The following is a 16,329-nucleotide window of genomic DNA, read 5'->3' as shown; positions in this document are numbered from 1 at the left end:
CCCCCGGCCGCCCGCCGCGATCCACCGGTTTATTGCTGCTTCAGCGGCAGGACGGCGATGATCGCCAGGGTCGCGGCGGTCGTGGCCGCGCCGATCCAGGCCGCCGCGCCGTACCCGGACTCGCTGGGGAAGACGCCGGTGGTGTGGGCGGCGAGAATGACGCCGCCGAGGGCGCTGCCGGTGGAGAAGCCGACGCTGCGGACGACGGCGTTCACGCTCATCGCGCTCGCGGTCTCGGCCTTGGGTGTGACCGCGAGGATGACGGCGGGCATGGCCGCGGAGAACGCGCCGACACCGAACCCGAGGATGCCGATGGCAAGGATTGGTTCGACCAGGTGTGAGCGGGCGATCGCGAAGAGTACGAACGCCGCGAGCACCACCGCCGTGCTTGCCGCCAGCAACCATCTGGCGCCGAGGCGGTCCCGCCAGCCGGGGACGAGACGGCCGGCGACGAAGCCGAGGATCGAGAACGGGACGAGCACCAGACCGGCCTCGAAGGTGTTCAGCCCGAAGCCGTAGCCGGCCTCGGCCGGGGTCTGCACGAAGCGGGTGATCAGGCTGAACAGCAGGTACATGCCGACGCCGCCGGTCAGCATCACCAGGTTGGCCGCGGCGACCGCGGGATGACGAAGCAGGCGTACGTCGACGAGCGGTTGGTCGGTGTGCGCCTCGAGAACCGTCCAGCCGATCAGGAGCAGCAGTGCAGCCGCCAGAATGCCGATCGCCAGACCGGCGTGATGCCGCCAGAGGCTGGTCTCGCCGATCACCAGGAGCAGAGCAGGCAAGGCGATCGCCAGCAGGATCGCCCCGCGGACGTCGAGCCTGGCCGCGGGCCGCTCCGGAGCGTGCGGGAGCACCAACACCGCGGCGATGAAGGCGGCCGCGGTGATCACGAGGCCGAGCCCGTACGCCGCCCGTACGCCGGCCAGGTCGGTGAGCAGACCGGACAACGGGTAGCCGATCCCGATCCCGGCCGTCGACGCAACCGACAGCAACGCGATCGTCCGCGCGGCCCGGTGCTCCTCGAGATTGTCGCGAGCAACGGCCATCATCAGCACCACCAGCCCGAGTCCGGATCCCTGCAACGCGCGACCGACCAGCAGGAACGCGAACGGCAACGGCAGAACCGTCAGCAGGCTGCCGACGACCTCGGCCCCGAGCATTCCGAGGACGACGGTACGCCGCCGCGGCCCGGCCCCGAGCCGCCCGAACACCGGCGTCGCGACCGCGCCCGCCAGCAGCGCGATTGTCAACGTCCACTGCGAGGCCGCGAGCGACACGTCGTACGCCTCGGCGACCGCAGTGATCAAGGGTGCGCCGAGGCTGCCGATCACGGCACCGGCCAGGCCGACGGAGACCAGGAACCCGGCGAGCAGTCCCGGCGCCTGTTTCGTTGCGGTGGTCATTGATTGGTCTCGGTGGTGATGTGCGCGAAAAGCCCTGGTTTTATTCGGGTTCTGGCTTGCTGGGACCACGGTTCGTCGACCTGCGGCAGATCGAGGGCGGCGTTGGTGTTGAGAAGCATGCCGAAGGCAAGGAACGACTTGATCGTGACCGGATCCAGTTGCGCGGTGTCGGCAACGGCCTGCCACAGCCGGGCGAAGCTCGCCCGGACGGCGTCCCGCACCTCGCCGTCACCGGCCGCCGCGGCCGCGGTGCCCTGAAGCTGGAGCAGCAGCGTCGTGCGATCGGCGAGCATCTCGTTGTACTCCTGCCCCATCGCGGTCAGCGCCTCGATCCCGGTCGACCCGCCCGCGGCCGCCAGCATCGCCAGCGCCATCCGGCCGAACGCGGCGTCCACGCACGCCAGGAACAACTGCTTCTTCGTCCCGAACAGGCGGAACACGTACGCCTGCGTGATCCCGGCCCGCCGCGCGATCGTCTCGGTCGACGCGCCGTACAACCCGGCGGTCGCGAACTCCTCCTCGGCGATCCCGAGGATCTGCTCGCGCCGTTCTCGCCCTGTCATCCGCATACCGACGAAGTTAGTAGGTAGTAACTACTAACTACAACCCACTTCCCTGACAGGTGGTGAGCATCACGTCGCGGACTGCGAATATTTCCGGTCTAGATGAGAATTTTACGTACTTCACGCAACCGAATCGCCGGTCCGGAGCATCTTCCCTGTGTACCTCGGGGGAGGTCGTTGGAGGGGACATGGGTGAGGTGCAGGTCTCGGGGGATGTCGAGATCGCGGTGATCGTGCCGTGTTACAACGAGGCAGCGGCGGTCCGGAAGGTGGTCTCCGAGCTGCGCGCCTCGTTGCCGGCGGCGCGGATCTACGTGTACGACAACAACTCGACCGACGGCACCGGCGCGATCGCGGCGGAGGCCGGCGCGATCGTGCGGCGCGTCACGCGCAAGGGCAAGGGCAACGTGGTCCGCCGTGCCTTCGCGGACGTCGAGGCCGACGTGTACGTACTGATCGACGGCGACGACACCTACGAGGCGGCGCGGGCGGCCGAGCTGGTCGAGGTGTTGCTGACCGGCCCGTACGACCACGTCGTCGGCGTACGGCGGCACTCGAACGCTGCGGCGTACCGGCCGGGGCACACGCTCGGGAACCGGATGCTGACCGGTGCGGTCGGCGTGCTGTTCGGGCGCGACATCACCGACATGCTGAGCGGGTACCGCGCGTTCTCGCGGCGGTACGTGAAGTCGTTCCCGGCCTTGTCCCAGGAGTTCGAGATCGAGACCGAGCTGACGATCCACTCGCTGCACCTGCGAGTCCCGGTCGCGGAGGTCGAGGTCGGGTACAAGGAGCGGCCGGACGGCGGCGAGAGCAAGCTCCGGACGTACCGCGACGGCGCGCGGATCCTGCGCTGGATCCTGCACCTGGCCCGGCTCGAGCGGCCGACGCTGTTCCACGGCGTACTCGCCGCGGCCTGCGGCTTGCTGGCGCTGGTGCTCGGCCTGCCGGTCGTGCTCGAGTACCTCGACAGCGGGCTCGTGCCGCGCCTCCCGACGGCGGTGCTGGCGTCGTCGATCGGGCTGATCGCGATCCTGCTGGTCGTGCTCGGCTACCTGCTCGACGCGATCGGCCGGAACCGGCAGGAGGCCGCGCGGCTGAGCTACCTCAAACACCCGGCGCCGGCGCAGCTCCTCGAGCCGGCCAAGCCGGTGGCGGCCGGGGCCGACGACTTCCGGACGGTGGGATGAACAGGGGTTTCGCCGCCCGAGCCGGGCGGCAGTGGCCGGCGCCGGCTGCCGGCGTCGCGGCCGGGCTGACGTTCGTGATCAGCGGCATCATCCGCGGCACCTACCCGTTCGGAGACCGCCCGCGGAGCACCAACGACCTCGGCCAGCAGTTCGTCCCGATGTACGCGCACTACCGCGACATGCTTACCGGCCGCGGCGTCGGCGACCTGCTCTTCAACTGGTCGAGCGGCTTCGGCGTACCCTTCCTCGGCGACTTCATGGCATACGTCGGCTCGCCACTGTCGTGGATCGTGGTGCTGTTCCCGCGTGACCACATCGATCTCGCGCTGTTCCTGGTCGACGTACTCGCGATCGGGCTCGCCGCCGGTGCGATGACGACGTACTTGCGCCGCCTGCGGCCCGGCCCGGTGTGGATCGCGGTGGTCGCGGGGATCTCGTACGGCGCGTGCGGCTGGGCGATCGACGACGCCGCGTACATGAGTGTCTGGCTCAACGGGCTGGTCGCGTTCCCGGTCCTCTGCCTGCTCTGCGAATGGATCCTCAGCCGGCGCTCGGCGGTCTCGCTGCTGGTCACCCCGTTCGTGGTCGCTCTGCTCTGGACGTCGCACTTCTACACGGTGTACATGGCAACGATCGGTGCCGCGATCGTCGTGGTGGCGCGGATCCTGGCGTACGACGCGACCGTGTCCTGGCGCACCCGGCTGACCGGCGGGCTGCGCTGCGTCGTTGCTATCGGCATCGGTATCGGGCTGGCCGCGCCGTTCCTGCTGCCGACGTTCCGGATCGTGCAGGCGGCGCGACCGAGCCCGGATGTCACGTTCAAACCGATCAGCGCGATCGACTTCCTGGCCAGGTTGCTTCCAGGCAGCGAGGGTGTCGGGGCGACGCCCGGCCTCGCGGTCGGCACGGTGCTCCTGCTGCTCGCGGTCAGCTTCCCGTTCAACCGGGCGGTTCCCGGCCGCGAGCGAATCGTCTGGTCGGCGGCGGTCGTGCTGACCGTCTTCAGCATGCAGGTGGACTTCACGCACGACGTCTGGCACGGGTTCGACACCCCGAACGGCAGCCAGTACCGGCAGGCGTTCATCGTGTGCGGTCTGCTGGTGATCCTCGGTTGGCTGTCCGCGGCGGCCGGACTCCGTACGATGCTTGCCGTGGCGGCTCCGGTCTGCATCGTGCTCATTCTGTACCTGGTGATGTGGAACGTCCGGACCACCACCACGACCACCCGCATCGTCGTACCGCTGCTGATCGTGATCGCCGCCGGCACCTGGTTCGCGAGGCGGCGGCCGGACCGGCTACGACGGGTCGCGGTGGCACTCCTGGTCGGCGCGGTGATCGCCGAGGTCTCGGTGTCGTCGGCGGCGATCGACGCGCAGCGGAGCAAGATCCTCAGCGCGAAGGCTCCGTGGGGTGAGCAGCACACGGCGATCCGTGGCTTGGTGGAGTCGGCGGCGGACTGGCCGACGCATCGCGCGGCGCCGGGCGCGGACCAGACGGTCAACGATCCGATGCTGATCGGCGGCCAGGGACCGCAGTACTACTCGAGCACGATCCCGGACCGGGTCTCACAGCAACTGCTGGACCTGGGATTCGGGTACAGCTCGTACGGGCGGGCCACGATCGACCCGCAGAACCCGGTGGTCGATGCCGCGTTCGCGATCCGAAGCCGGGTGGTCGTGGGTGACGACGACGATGTGCCGAAGCTCGAGACGTACGACGCTGCGCCACTGGTCACTGTGCGGCCGGTGAAGCCGTTCTCATCCCGCGATCCGGGGCCGTTCGGCGTGCAGGAGACGGCCTTGGGCGCGGATGTGTACACGATCCCGAAGGTGCTGGGTGAGAAGGATCCGGATGTCACCGTCTCGGATCGGCGCGGTGGGCTGACGATCACGCCGACGCCCGGTGCGGCTCTGCCGGTGGAGACACGGTTGCATGCGACCTGTGTGCCCGGGTCGGAGATCTGGTTCGCGGCACCGACGTACGTGGGCGACGTATTCGTCGACGGACGCGGCTGGGTGACGAACCTGGATCCGAAGGCGAAGAGTCCGGGCATCTACTCCGGCGCGCCGATGCTCCGGGTCGGGACCGTCGGCACGGAAGGTAAGGTCGATGTGACGCTCCGGCTTGCGGCGCGGACGAAACTGCCCTTGTCGCCGATCGGCTGCCTGCACCGGGACCGGCTCGACGCGGCCGTGGCACAGCTGAGCGCAAGCAAGGCGTCCGAGGTGAGCGTCGGTGGTCACAGCATCCACGTGCGGCTGCAGCCGGGTGACGCCGCTACGGTCGTGATTGCGGTGATTCGGATCGACGGCTGGCGCTGTTCGGTCGACGGCAAGCCAGGCCGCAACCCGAGCACCCGCGGCGGACTGGTCGCGGTCGCGGCACCGGCGGGTACGTCGGAGGTGTCGTGCTCGTACCGGCCTGTCGGAGCACGGACAGGGCTTGCCATCGGGGCGATCGCCCTGCTCGGGTTACTGGCGGTGGCCGGAGTCCTGCTGGTAGTGAGGCGGCGCCCACGCCGCCCGAGTCCGCGCCTATGACCGGCTGCTAGTCCTGGATGGCCTTGACGATGGCGATGTTGCGGGTCAGCCAGTCCTGCGGCAGGGTGCCGTCGGTGTTCTCGAGCGTCCCGAGCACGTTGAGCATCTGTCGCACGATCACCCAGTCACGGGCGCGGTCCTCGTCCAAGCCGGCCGCGTCGATCGCCGTGTAGAACCGCTGCCGGACCGCGAACCGAAGGTCGCCGGCGGCAACTACTTCGTCCCAGCGGTTCCAGATCAGCGGCGCGACCTCGAAGTGCGGGTCACCCGACAGCGGCTTCGGGTCGATCACCAGCCAGGGCTCACGATCCGCGGCCAGCATGTTCTCGTAGTGCAGATCGGTGTGGATCAGCTTGCCGTCGGTGGCCGGGTCGGCGATGAAGTCCTCCGACAACGAGATCGCCTGCTCGACGTACCGATGCGGCACCGGCGCCGACGCGGGCAATCTGCGGAAGCCCTCCACCCAGCGCTTCAGCTCCCCCGACAACGGCCGGTACTGCGGGCCGGCGGCAACGTGCAGCCGCTTGTAGGTCTGGCCAACGATCTCGCACGCGTCCAGCGCGTCGACCGTGGTCAGGTCGCGCGACTCCAACCGCTCGAGCAGCAATGCGAACCGGCGCGGGTTCGCCCGCAGCAGCTGGACGGCGCCGTTGCCGGCCCACGTGCGCAGCGCGAGGTGCTCGGTCTCGGCCTCCCAATGCGGGAACTGCACCTTGAGTACGGCGCGCTGCCCGTCGGCAAGCACCGGTACGACGATCGCGCAGTTCCCGTACGCCGCCGTACCGTCCACCTGCAACGACCATTCGCCGAGCAGATCCCGCAGCAACCGCGGCAGCCGATCGAGCCAGTCCGCCCAGTCCTGCCCGCGGGTCGCAACAGCGAGCAGACCAGCGGGTATTTGGACAGGCACCTACTTCTTGCCTGCCTTCTCGGCCGGTTCGGACGTGCGGAGGGCGGCGATGAAGGCTTCCTGGGGGACCTCGACGCGGCCGACCATCTTCATCCGCTTCTTGCCCTCCTTCTGCTTCTCGAGCAGTTTGCGCTTACGGGTGATATCACCGCCGTAGCACTTCGCGAGCACGTCCTTGCGCATCGCGCGGATCGACTCGCGGGCGATGATCCGGGACCCGATCGCGGCCTGGATCGGCACCTCGAACTGCTGCCTCGGGATCAGTTCCTTCAGCTTGCCGGCCAGCGCGACGCCGTACGCGTAGGCGTTGTCGCGGTGCACGATCGCGGAGAACGCGTCCACCGTCTCGCCCTGGAGCAGGATGTCGACCTTGACCAGTTGCGCCGACTGCTCGCCGGTCGGCTCGTAGTCGAGCGACGCGTACCCCTTGGTCTTCGACTTCAACTGGTCGAAGAAGTCGAAGACGATCTCGGCCAGCGGCAGCGTGTAGCGCAGCTCGACCCGGTCCTCGGACAGGTACTCCATCCCGAGCAGGTTGCCCCGCTTGGACTGGCAGAGCTCCATGATGACGCCGATGTAGTCCTTCGGGCTCAGGATCGTCGCGCGGACCACCGGTTCGTAGATGTCGGCGATCTTGCCTTCGGGGAACTCGCTCGGGTTCGTGACGGTGAACTCCTTGCCGTCCTCCATCTCGACCCGGTAGACCACGTTCGGCGCGGTCGAGATCAGATCCAGGTCGAACTCGCGCTCGAGCCGCTCGCGGACGATCTCCATGTGCAGCAGACCGAGGAACCCGCAGCGGAAGCCGAACCCGAGCGCACCCGAGGTCTCCGGCTCGTACTGCAGGGCCGCGTCGTTCAGCTGCAGGCGCTCGAGGGCGTCACGCAGCGTCGGGTAGTCGTCACCGTCGATCGGGAACAGCCCGGAGTACACCATCGGCTGTGGGTGCTTGTAGCCGCCGAGCGCCTCGGTCGCGCCGTGCACGGCCGCGGTGACGGTGTCACCGACGCGGGACTGCCGGACGTCCTTCACACCGGTGATCAGGTAGCCGACCTCGCCGACGCCGATGCTCGGCGACTTCGCCGGCTCCGGGGAGATGACGCCGACCTCGAGCATCTCGTGCACCGCGCCGGTCGACATCATCTTGATCCGGTCGCGGTGGGTCAGCTCGCCGTCGACGACCCGGACATAGGTGACCACGCCGCGGTAGGTGTCGTAGACCGAGTCGAAGATCAGCGCCCGCGGCGGCGCGTCCTTGACGCCCTTCGGCGGGGCGATCTGGGCGACGATCTCGCTCAGCAGGTCCTCGACGCCCTCACCGGTCTTCGCGGAGACCTTGAGCACGTCGGACGGGTCGCAGCCGATGATGTGGGCCAACTCCGCGGCGTACTTCTCCGGCTGGGCGCTGGGCAGGTCGATCTTGTTCAGCACCGGGATGATGTGCAGGTCGGCGCCCAGCGCGAGGTAAAGGTTCGCCAGGGTCTGCGCCTCGATGCCCTGCGCCGCGTCGACCAGCAGGACCGCGCCCTCACACGCCTCGAGCGACCGCGAGACCTCGTAGGTGAAGTCCACGTGACCGGGCGTGTCGATCATGTTCAGGATGTACGTCGTACCGTCCGGGGCGAGCAGGCCGCCCGGGGTGTCCGGACCCGGCGTGAACGGGAGCCGGACCGCCTGCGACTTGATCGTGATGCCGCGCTCGCGCTCGATGTCCATCCGGTCGAGGTACTGCGCCCGCATGGAGCGGTCGTCGACCACACCGGTGATCTGCAGCATCCGATCGGCCAGCGTCGACTTGCCGTGGTCGATGTGGGCGATGATGCAGAAGTTCCGGATCAGCGACGGGTCGGTACGACCCGGCTGCGGCACATTCGTGGGGCCAACGGGCACGGAGAGGATCCAGTTCTGGTCTTGGGTGATATCCGGTCAATCATCCCATGCGGGTCCAGCAGATTCGAAAATCGCTGGCGGGAGCCCGATAGCGTGGTGACGCATGGCGCACGCTGCTGGGGTCAGGCTGCCCTACGAGAAGATGCCCGTGCAGGTCCGGGACTGGGTCGAGCGCGCGCTCGGCTCGGCGGTGGTGTCGGCTGCCACCCAGCAGGGCGGCTTCTCCCCCGGCGTCGCCGCACGCCTGGTAACCGCCTCCGGCCGCCGGGCCTTCGTCAAGGCCGTCGGCACGTCACTGAACCCGAAGACGCCCGAGCTGTTCCGCCAGGAGATCACCGCGATGCAGGCCATCGGCCCGCTCCCGATGGCTCCGCGCCTGTACGACGTGTACGACGACGGCGACTGGGTCGGCATGCTGTACGAGGACATCTCCGGGCGACTGCCTGCACACCCGTGGGAGCAGGCCGACGCGGACCGGGTGCTGGACGCGCTGGCGGAGCTGACCGACGCACTGGACCCGTCGCCGTGGCCGGATGCGCCCGTGGTCGCCGTCCGGAGCCGCGACTTCCTGAGCCGGTGGAACAACGTGCTGGAGGACGGCCTCGCCGTACCGTCCTGGATGGAGGGCCGGGTCGAGGAGTTCGCCGAGCTGGCCCAGAAGGGGCTGCGTGCACTGGCGGAGGGTAAGGCGCTGGCGCACTACGACCTGCGGGCGGACAACATCATCCTGACCGACGACCGGGTGGTGTTCATCGACTGGGCACACCCGGGGCTCGCACCCCGCTGGACCGACACGGTCATCCTGCACGCGGAAATGCGAGGCTCCGTCGTACTCCCGGACCTGCCCGACGACGAGGCGATCACAGGCTTCATCGCAGCCGTCGGAGGCGGCCTGTGGTGGGGTTCAGCCCAGCCGGCGCCCCCTGGGATCCCCACCATGAGGACATGGCAGCGGGAAAGCGCGCTCGTACACCTCGACTGGGTACGCCATCGGCTCTGATGCAGCGTTCGCGGCGTACGGACGTCTCTCAGGGTGTGACGAATCTAGTGGTGAGTATCGAGCAGCATCCTCACCAGGTGGCGGCCGGCGACGAGGCACGTGACGCCGTGACAGCGCTGTACGGCCGGGAGTGGCGCGGTCTCGTGCGCCTGGCCGTCCTGGTGATCGATGACCGACAGACAGCCGAAGACATAGTCCAGGAGGCGTTCGCCCAGCTGTACCGGCGATGGCCGCTCAAGGACTCCGACAAGGCGCTCGGGTACCTGCGTTCGACCGTGCTCAACGCGAGCCGGTCCACGCTGCGGCGCCGCCGGGTGGCCCGCCTCTACACCCCGCCGCACCAGGCGCCGCACGACTCCGCGGAGAGCACCGCCGTCCTCGGGGAGCAACGCGAGGAAGTACGCCGGGCGCTGCAGGGGCTGTCCACCCGCCCCCGCGAGGTGCTCGTCCTGCGCTACTACCTCGACCTCCCGTTCGACGAGATCGCCGAGATCCTCGGCATCAGCCCGTCCACCGCCAGGGCGACCGCGTCGCGCGGCCTCACGGCTCTCACCAAGAAACTCGAGGAACTCCGATGAACGACACCGAGACCCGCCTGCGCGACTACTTGAACGCCAAGGCCGACACTGTGCCGGACTCCGCCCACGGCCCCGGTCTGGAGCTGGACAGCACCGGTACGTCGACCCGCCGCCGCTGGGTGCCGATGGCAGTGGCCGCGGCCGGCATCGCGGCAGTGCTGACTCTGGCGGTGCCGTACCTGCACGGCCTGACCAAGCCCGACCAGCCGTCCGTGGCCGGTCTGCCTGCCACAGGCCCGGTTTCTACCGGGGCACCGCGGATCCCGTACACGACCACGGTCGACAACAACCCGGACAACCCGCTCGACACCTGGTGGGCCCTCCTTCACGACGGCGGCACCACCGTCAAGAACCCCGGCGTGAAGGGCCAGGTCGTCGCGCGGACCGAGGGCGGCTGGTTCGTCCAGACCGGCTACCCCGATCCCGACAAGGCACAGGTCGCCATCCTCTCGGCGAACGGCAAGGTCCGGCCGATCGGGCCGCTCGGCGGCTTCAGCCCGTCGATCTCACCCGACGGACAACAGTTCGCCGTCGCGCTCTCGAAGTACGGCCGGGCGGAGAACCGGGTGGCCGTCGTCGACATCAGGTCCGGCAAGGAGGTGGCGAGCCTGTCCGTCAAGATCCCGAACCTCGAACTCGTCGGCTGGAACAAGGACGGCATCTGGATGGAGGAGCACTCTCCGGACCCGGTGGCCGTGAAGCTCTGGCAGCCTGGAGCGACCGAGGTCCGGACGGTCGGGACATTCAGCGCCGGCACCCTCCAGGTGACGCGCAGCACCAACATCGTCACGCACATCACCTACAAGGGCGACCAGTCCTGCGTCACAGCCGCCACGCTGGGAGCCAAGGGGCTCGAGACGAAGCGTCAGTACTGCTTCAAGGCTCCGGTTGCCGCGCCGTACGTCTCGGTGTCCCCGGACGGGGCGACGATGACCATCAGCAACATCGGGGTCGCCGTCGACATAGCCACCGGGAAGGCCACGAAGATGAAGCTCCCGGCCGGCACGAAGTGGTTCGAGGACGGGGTCTTCGAGGACCCGGACAACGTGATCGTGGTCGACGAGGCCGGTCCGGCCCAGAAGCTCTTCCGGTGTGCGGTCGCGACCGGCGAGTGCAAGCAGGTCGCGACCGCCAAGCCTGACGAGACAATTCGCCAGGTCCAGCCCTAGCCGTCCACTCGGATGATGGTCGAGCCGGAGCCGTCTGCGCCGTCGGTGAAGCGCAGCTGACCCAGATACCTCGTACCGGCCGTCAGCCCGGTCCAGTTAGCAGTCACACTCGCCGCGCCGGCCACCTGCACCTGTTGGGTGGCCGGTGCGGCTGTCAGGTTGGCCTCGGGCTTCTGGAGCTCCCAGTGGTTGAGCTTGATGGTCTGCTCGTTGGCTCCGGCGTACAGGTCGACGTACACGTCGACCTTGCCGCCTGCGGGCCGTGGGAGGTTGACCTCCTCCTCTGAGGAACCGCCTGTGCTGCTACCGAGCAGAGTGGTCGTCCCGGCCTGGTAGACGAACACATCCAGGTCAGTGCCGGCCGGGTAGTCCGCGTCGAACGTGGAGAACCTGGCGTGCGTCGTACCGGCCGGGACGTCGACCGTGAACTTCGCGACGTGGTCGTTGGCCTTCGGAGCGGTCGTCGGGAACGCCACGCCGCCCGGGTTCTTCAGCGCGGCCTCGCCGACGGTGGCGGGGGTCAGGCCGACAACGCTGGTGTTGAGCGTCCCGGCGTACCCGGCCGTGATCGGTACCTCGACCGAACCTGTGGTCCCGGTTCCGTTGACCTGCGTCGGCGCCTTGACCGTGAGCGGCTTGATGGCCAGCGTGCTGGCCACGGAGTGCTTCGAGGACTTCCAGACCAGCCGGCCGAACGAGTACTGCTCGAGCGGGGCGCCGTTGTTCTCGAACGTCACCTTGTACGTCGTGCTCCGGCCGGGCAGCGTGATCAGGATCCGCGGCGAGACGGTCACCTTGAGACCCTTCAGGCCCTCGACCTTCGGGAAGTAGACCTCGGGCAGCTTGCCGACGTTCGTCACGGTCCGGGTCACGGTCTGCTTGCCGGCCAGGTCGCCGATCGCGATCGTCGGGTAGTTGAGGTCGCTCAGGTCGATCTTGCCGTTCGCGCACAGCTCGTGCGTAGCCGGGACCTGACCGGAGCCACAGACGAACTTCGTCCAGTCGGTGTACGTGGAGTCGTAGACCAGGCCGGGGTCCATCCCCAGCTTCGGCTGCACGAGCCCGGCACCGTACCCGAACGGGTTGGCCGGCGAGCCGGAGTCGTTCTTGATCGGCTTGCCCGCGGTGTCCTTGTCGGTGGCGGTCGTCATCATCGCGGACTTGATCGCCATCGGGGACCACGTCGGGTGCTTGGCCTTCAGCACGGCGGCGATGCCGGCGATGTGCGGCGTCGACATCGACGTACCGCTCATGAACGCGTACTCGCCGCCGGCCGCGCTGAACGCCGTGGTCGCGGCCAGGACGTTCGTACCCGGTGCCATGACGTCCGGTTTGAGGAGGTCGCCGTTGCCGGCCGGGGACGGGCCGCGGCTGGACGAGGCGGCGACCATCGGGGCCGTGACGCGCACCGGCGTACCGGCGCTGATGGTCGCGGTCGGGTCGGCGGTGCCGCTGACGTAGGCCTTGACCTCAGGGGCTGCTTTGTCGTCGAGGTGAACGGTCGGGACCGAGTGCAGGTCGGAGTCGAGGGTGCTCGGGGTGAGGTTGAGCAGGATCATGCCTACGCCGCCGGCGTTCTTCACCTGCAGGCTCTTGTCGACGCGGGCGTTCACGCCCCGGTCGCAGACCACGATCTTGCCCTTGACCTTCGCCTGGTCGAGCGTGCCGGCCTGGCAGAGCGTGAGGTTGGCCGGGTCGGCGCCGGCGAGGCCCGCGTCCTTGGCCAGGATCACCGGCGATTGCGGTACGCCGGCGCCGATCCCCGCGCCGGTGTACGACTTCCCGTTCCCGAGCGTGACCGTGGTCTGGATGTCGCGGTCATGGGTGCCGTTGGCAACCGACGTCACCCACGGGTACGTCTTGCCGACCGTCGCCTCGCCCGGGCCCGTGTTGCCGGCGCTCGTCGCGACGAACACGCCCGCCTTGGCGGCCCTGAGGAAGGCCAGCCCGGTGGCATTCACGTACGACGATCCGCTGCCGGAGATCGAGTAGTTGATGACATCCACGCCGTCAGCGACCGCGGCATCGATCGCAGCCACGATGTCGGCGTCCGTACCGCTTCCGCCGCCGGTCGCGTCCACCGCCCACAACGCCTTGTAGATCGCGAGGCGGGCGTGCGGCGCCATCCCGGAGCCCTTGCCGTAGTCGCGGCCCATGACGCTCATCTCGACGCCGTAGTTGCCGGCCGCAGTGCTCGCGGTGTGCGTGCCGTGGCCGCCGTAGTCACGCGGCGACTTGTACTCCTCCGGGATCGGGCGGGTGCCGATGCCCTTGTCGAAGTACCGGGCGCCGATCACCTTGTTGTTGCAGGTGACGGGCGCTTCCTCGCCGGCCTGGCAGGTGCCCTTCCATTTCTTCGCGATGATCGCGTCGGACTGCTTCGTGGTCTTCATCGGCGCGAAGCTCGGGCGCTCCGGGGTGTACCCGGAGTCGATCATGCCGATGATCACGCCGTCGCCGGCCTTGTCGACACCGCCGGCCTGCTGCCAGGCCCCGCCCTTGCCGGACAGGCCGAGGAAGCGCGGGGTGTCGACGGTGTCCGCGTGCTCGATCTCGCTCGGCTCGACGCTCTTCACCCCGGACGACTTCGCCAGCTTGACCGCGTCGTCGTACGACATCTCGGCGGAGAAACCGGCGTACGTGTAGTTGTAGTCGTAGAGCTTCTTGACGTTGTTCGTCTTGAGCAGCTGGTCGCGTTCGCCGGCCAGGTGTTTGACGTAGTCGACGACCGGAGCCGCGGTCTTCAGCAGCTTGCCGCCTGGCACGACCCTGGTGGCGGCCAGACCGGCGATGTCGCCGTCGTACTCCGCGACCGGGGAGTCGTCGAGCTGGACGATGTACGAACCGGTGGCGGAGCGCTTGACGTCGGGGTCGGCGGCTCGGGTCGCCGGTTGGCTGGCGTTGGCGGCGTTCACCAGCAGCGGTACGCCGGCGGTGGCGGCGATCAGCGCTGAGGCGACGATGATCGCCTGGCGTTTGCGGGTCACGGAGATCCTCCAGGGCTGGACGGCGCGATGGCGGAGCGTTGGCTCGCGGGGCCCTGAGTATGCCGTCACCCGCCGGCAGTGTCACCCTCACTCCAGCAGGCCGATGCCAACAGCAAGGGAAAACCCGATGCCCGATCTGACCGAGTCGATCTCGGTGGCCGCGACGCCCGAGTCCCTTTATTCATTGGTGAGCGATCTACCTCGGATGCGCGAGTGGAGTCCCGAATGCACCCGCGTCACCTGGACGGTCGACGGCGAGCGATTCATCGGCCACAACCGCCTCGGCGTCGTGCGCTGGTTCACCTTCGGCCGGGTGGTCGCCGCCGAGCCAGGCCGCCGCTTCGCCTTCTCCATCCACTTCGGCCCGATCCCGATATCACTCTGGGACTACTCGTTCACCCCGGCCGACGGCGGCTGCGAGGTCACCGAATCCTGGACCGACCACCGCCCCAGCCTCCTCCGAGCGCTCTTCCGCCCCTTCTTCGGCAACCGCACTCCCCGCAACGCCGACGGGATCCACGTCACCCTCACCCGCCTGAAATCCACCGCCGAGGCGGGCCTGCCGCAGGAGTGAGTTTGGAGCTGGGGTCGGCTTGTTGGTAATCTGGCTCTTCGCGCGCCCACGGGCGGTGTATAGCCGTGCGCCGCGACACCTTCCGTATTGACCGCACACACCTGATCGAGGCTCTTCTTCGTGGCGAACATCAAGTCCCAGATCAAGCGCAACCGCCAGAACGAGGCTGCGCGACTTCGCAACAAGTCGGTGAAGTCGACCCTCAAGACGGCTGTGCGCCGCTTCCACGAGGCCGTCGAGGCCGGTGAGGCAGACAAGGCCCAGGAGACCGCCCGCAAGGCCGGCCGCCTGCTCGACAAGGCCGTCAGCAAGGGCGTCATCCACGCCAACCAGGCTGCCAACCGGAAGTCGGCCCTCTTCAAGAAGGCCGCCTCCCTCTGAGGCCCCGGCCGCGCGCCTGACGCGCGGCCGCTCCGAACGATCGGCCCGTCCCCAACGACCGGCCGATCGTTTTTGCATGCCCAAAACCCGGCGCGCCCGTTGGAGCCGGGCGTGCCCGGCGCGGTTGGCTAGAGGTGGCGGGTCAGCGGCGGCCGTGAGCGCGGGTGATGGTGAGGACCATGCGCTCCAGGGCGTACCCGGCGTCGCCAGAGGCTCCCTTGACGTCGGCGTCTGCCTGAGCGACAGCCTTGATCGCGGTCGCGAGTCCGCCAGGAGTCCAGCCACGGGACTGCTGCTTGAGCTGCTTGAGCTTCCACGGCGGTACGCCGACCTCGCGCGCCAGATCCGCCTCGCGCATCCCGCTCGGCGCGCTCGAGTACTTCGCCAGCCCGCGCAACCCACCCGCCATCGCACTCGTCACGAGCACCGGCGCGACCCCGCAGTCCAGCGCCCAGCGCAGCTGCTCCAGCGCGGGCTCGGTCCGCCCGGAGATCGCCGCATCCGCGACCGCGAAGCTCGTAACCTCGGCGCGACCACCGAAGTACTGCCCGATGAGCTCGGCCGTCACCGCCTGGCCGCCGGAATCCGACACCAGCTGCGAACACGCCCCGGCCAACGCCCGCAGGTCATGCCCGACCGCGTCCACCAGCGCCGACGCCGCGCCCTCGTCGACGGTCCCGCCGTGCAGCCGGATCTCCCCTGCCACGAACTGCGGCAGCTCCCACGCCTTCGGCGCCGTCGCAACGACCTCGTTGACCGAGGCCTTCCGCAGCTTGTCGAGAACGCCCTTGCCCTTCTGACCACCTGAGTGCACCAGTACGACGAGCACGTCGTCGGACGGCGACCCGGCGTACTCGATCAGGTGCGGCACCATCTCGCTCGGCAGGTTCTCCAGCGATCGCAGCACCAGGACCCGCTCGCTCGCGAACAACGACGGGCCGGTCAGCTCGGCGAACACGCCGACGTCCAGCGTGGCCGCGTCGACATCGGTCGCCTCGGCGTCAGCAGCATCCTTCGACACCGCCGCGATCGCCGACCGCACCGCCCGATCCGCCAGAAACGACTCGGCCCCGGTCACCAGCAACACATCACCGAGCTTCGGCGCAGAACCCCTACGAGCAGCCACCGAGCCAGCATCCCA

The 16,329-nt window shown here is 68.8% G+C and carries 13 protein-coding genes; 7 read left to right on the top strand and 6 right to left on the bottom strand.

Annotated elements, in window-relative coordinates; genetic code table 11:
• Positions 1 to 29: 29 nt before the first annotated feature.
• Positions 30 to 1,406, bottom strand: coding sequence for an MFS transporter (locus ABT313_RS09655; RefSeq protein WP_350850560.1), 1,377 nt, complete (start codon positions 1,404 to 1,406; stop codon positions 30 to 32).
• On the bottom strand, positions 1,403 to 1,975 hold the full coding sequence (locus ABT313_RS09650; RefSeq protein ID WP_350850558.1) for a TetR/AcrR family transcriptional regulator: 573 nt from the start codon (positions 1,973 to 1,975) through the stop codon (positions 1,403 to 1,405). Before ABT313_RS09650 ends, ABT313_RS09655 begins: the two co-directional genes overlap by 4 nt.
• Before the next feature lie 182 nt (positions 1,976 to 2,157).
• Between ABT313_RS09650 and ABT313_RS09645 the strand changes: the two genes are divergently transcribed.
• Positions 2,158 to 3,159, top strand: a complete 1,002-nt coding sequence (locus ABT313_RS09645) for a glycosyltransferase (protein WP_350850556.1) — start codon at positions 2,158 to 2,160, stop codon at positions 3,157 to 3,159.
• The gene (locus ABT313_RS09640; RefSeq protein ID WP_350850554.1) at positions 3,156 to 5,699 is read left to right on the top strand and encodes a YfhO family protein; all 2,544 of its coding nucleotides are present in this window, start codon (positions 3,156 to 3,158) and stop codon (positions 5,697 to 5,699) included. The genes ABT313_RS09645 and ABT313_RS09640 overlap by 4 nt, the downstream gene beginning before the upstream one ends.
• A 7-nt stretch (positions 5,700 to 5,706) precedes the next feature.
• Here ABT313_RS09640 and ABT313_RS09635 read toward each other — a convergent pair whose 3' ends face one another.
• Positions 5,707 to 6,609, bottom strand: a complete 903-nt coding sequence (locus tag ABT313_RS09635) for an aminoglycoside phosphotransferase family protein (protein ID WP_350850552.1) — start codon at positions 6,607 to 6,609, stop codon at positions 5,707 to 5,709.
• Positions 6,610 to 8,499: a translation elongation factor 4 gene (gene lepA / locus ABT313_RS09630; protein WP_350850550.1), complete on the bottom strand. Its 1,890-nt coding sequence runs from the start codon at positions 8,497 to 8,499 to the stop codon at positions 6,610 to 6,612.
• Between the two features lie 103 nt (positions 8,500 to 8,602).
• Here lepA and ABT313_RS09625 point away from each other — a divergent pair, with 103 nt between their 5' ends.
• From ABT313_RS09625 to ABT313_RS09615, 3 genes are read left to right on the top strand one after another with little or no spacing between them, the layout of a single operon-like run.
• The gene (locus tag ABT313_RS09625; RefSeq protein WP_350850548.1) at positions 8,603 to 9,499 is read left to right on the top strand and encodes an aminoglycoside phosphotransferase family protein; all 897 of its coding nucleotides are present in this window, start codon (positions 8,603 to 8,605) and stop codon (positions 9,497 to 9,499) included.
• Positions 9,500 to 9,549: 50 nt separating this feature from the next.
• Positions 9,550 to 10,077: a SigE family RNA polymerase sigma factor gene (locus ABT313_RS09620; protein ID WP_350850546.1), complete on the top strand. Its 528-nt coding sequence runs from the start codon at positions 9,550 to 9,552 to the stop codon at positions 10,075 to 10,077.
• Positions 10,074 to 11,246 (top strand): hypothetical protein, encoded by a 1,173-nt coding sequence (locus ABT313_RS09615; RefSeq protein WP_350850544.1) that lies wholly within the window; start codon positions 10,074 to 10,076, stop codon positions 11,244 to 11,246. The genes ABT313_RS09620 and ABT313_RS09615 overlap by 4 nt, the downstream gene beginning before the upstream one ends.
• Here ABT313_RS09615 and ABT313_RS09610 read toward each other — a convergent pair.
• Positions 11,243 to 14,233 (bottom strand): S8 family serine peptidase, encoded by a 2,991-nt coding sequence (locus ABT313_RS09610; RefSeq protein ID WP_350850542.1) that lies wholly within the window; start codon positions 14,231 to 14,233, stop codon positions 11,243 to 11,245. The two genes, ABT313_RS09615 and ABT313_RS09610, sit on opposite strands and share 4 nt — an antisense overlap.
• Before the next feature lie 127 nt (positions 14,234 to 14,360).
• Between ABT313_RS09610 and ABT313_RS09605 the strand changes: the two genes are divergently transcribed.
• Together ABT313_RS09605 and rpsT are read left to right on the top strand one after the other, a co-directional pair.
• The gene (locus ABT313_RS09605; RefSeq protein WP_350850540.1) at positions 14,361 to 14,807 is read left to right on the top strand and encodes an SRPBCC family protein; all 447 of its coding nucleotides are present in this window, start codon (positions 14,361 to 14,363) and stop codon (positions 14,805 to 14,807) included.
• A 120-nt stretch (positions 14,808 to 14,927) separates the two neighbouring features.
• A complete protein-coding gene (rpsT, locus tag ABT313_RS09600) occupies positions 14,928 to 15,188 on the top strand; it encodes a 30S ribosomal protein S20 (RefSeq protein ID WP_134097262.1) in 261 nt (86 codons plus the stop codon).
• 142 nt (positions 15,189 to 15,330) lie between these two features.
• On the opposite strand, the gene holA is transcribed toward rpsT, so the two are convergent.
• Positions 15,331 to 16,314, bottom strand: coding sequence for a DNA polymerase III subunit delta (gene holA / locus ABT313_RS09595; RefSeq protein ID WP_350850538.1), 984 nt, complete (start codon positions 16,312 to 16,314; stop codon positions 15,331 to 15,333).
• Between the last annotated feature and the right edge of the window lie 15 nt (positions 16,315 to 16,329).

Source organism: Kribbella sp. NPDC000426 (assembly GCF_040300265.1).
In the GTDB taxonomy this organism is placed as follows: domain Bacteria; phylum Actinomycetota; class Actinomycetes; order Propionibacteriales; family Kribbellaceae; genus Kribbella.
Note: the sequence above shows the minus strand (reverse complement) of the source record. Positions and strands in the feature narration are given on the sequence as shown.

What these genes read in the sequence shown, in the direction of transcription:
- ABT313_RS09655 (WP_350850560.1), bottom strand. Translation starts at nt 1,406, where the DNA reads ATGACCACCGCAACGAAACAGGCGCCGGGACTGCTCGCCGGGTTCCTG.
- ABT313_RS09650 (WP_350850558.1), bottom strand. Translation starts at nt 1,975, where the DNA reads ATGCGGATGACAGGGCGAGAACGGCGCGAGCAGATCCTCGGGATCGCC.
- ABT313_RS09645 (WP_350850556.1), top strand. Translation starts at nt 2,158, where the DNA reads ATGGGTGAGGTGCAGGTCTCGGGGGATGTCGAGATCGCGGTGATCGTG.
- ABT313_RS09640 (WP_350850554.1), top strand. Translation starts at nt 3,156, where the DNA reads ATGAACAGGGGTTTCGCCGCCCGAGCCGGGCGGCAGTGGCCGGCGCCG.
- ABT313_RS09625 (WP_350850548.1), top strand. Translation starts at nt 8,603, where the DNA reads ATGGCGCACGCTGCTGGGGTCAGGCTGCCCTACGAGAAGATGCCCGTG.
- ABT313_RS09615 (WP_350850544.1), top strand. Translation starts at nt 10,074, where the DNA reads ATGAACGACACCGAGACCCGCCTGCGCGACTACTTGAACGCCAAGGCC.
- ABT313_RS09605 (WP_350850540.1), top strand. Translation starts at nt 14,361, where the DNA reads ATGCCCGATCTGACCGAGTCGATCTCGGTGGCCGCGACGCCCGAGTCC.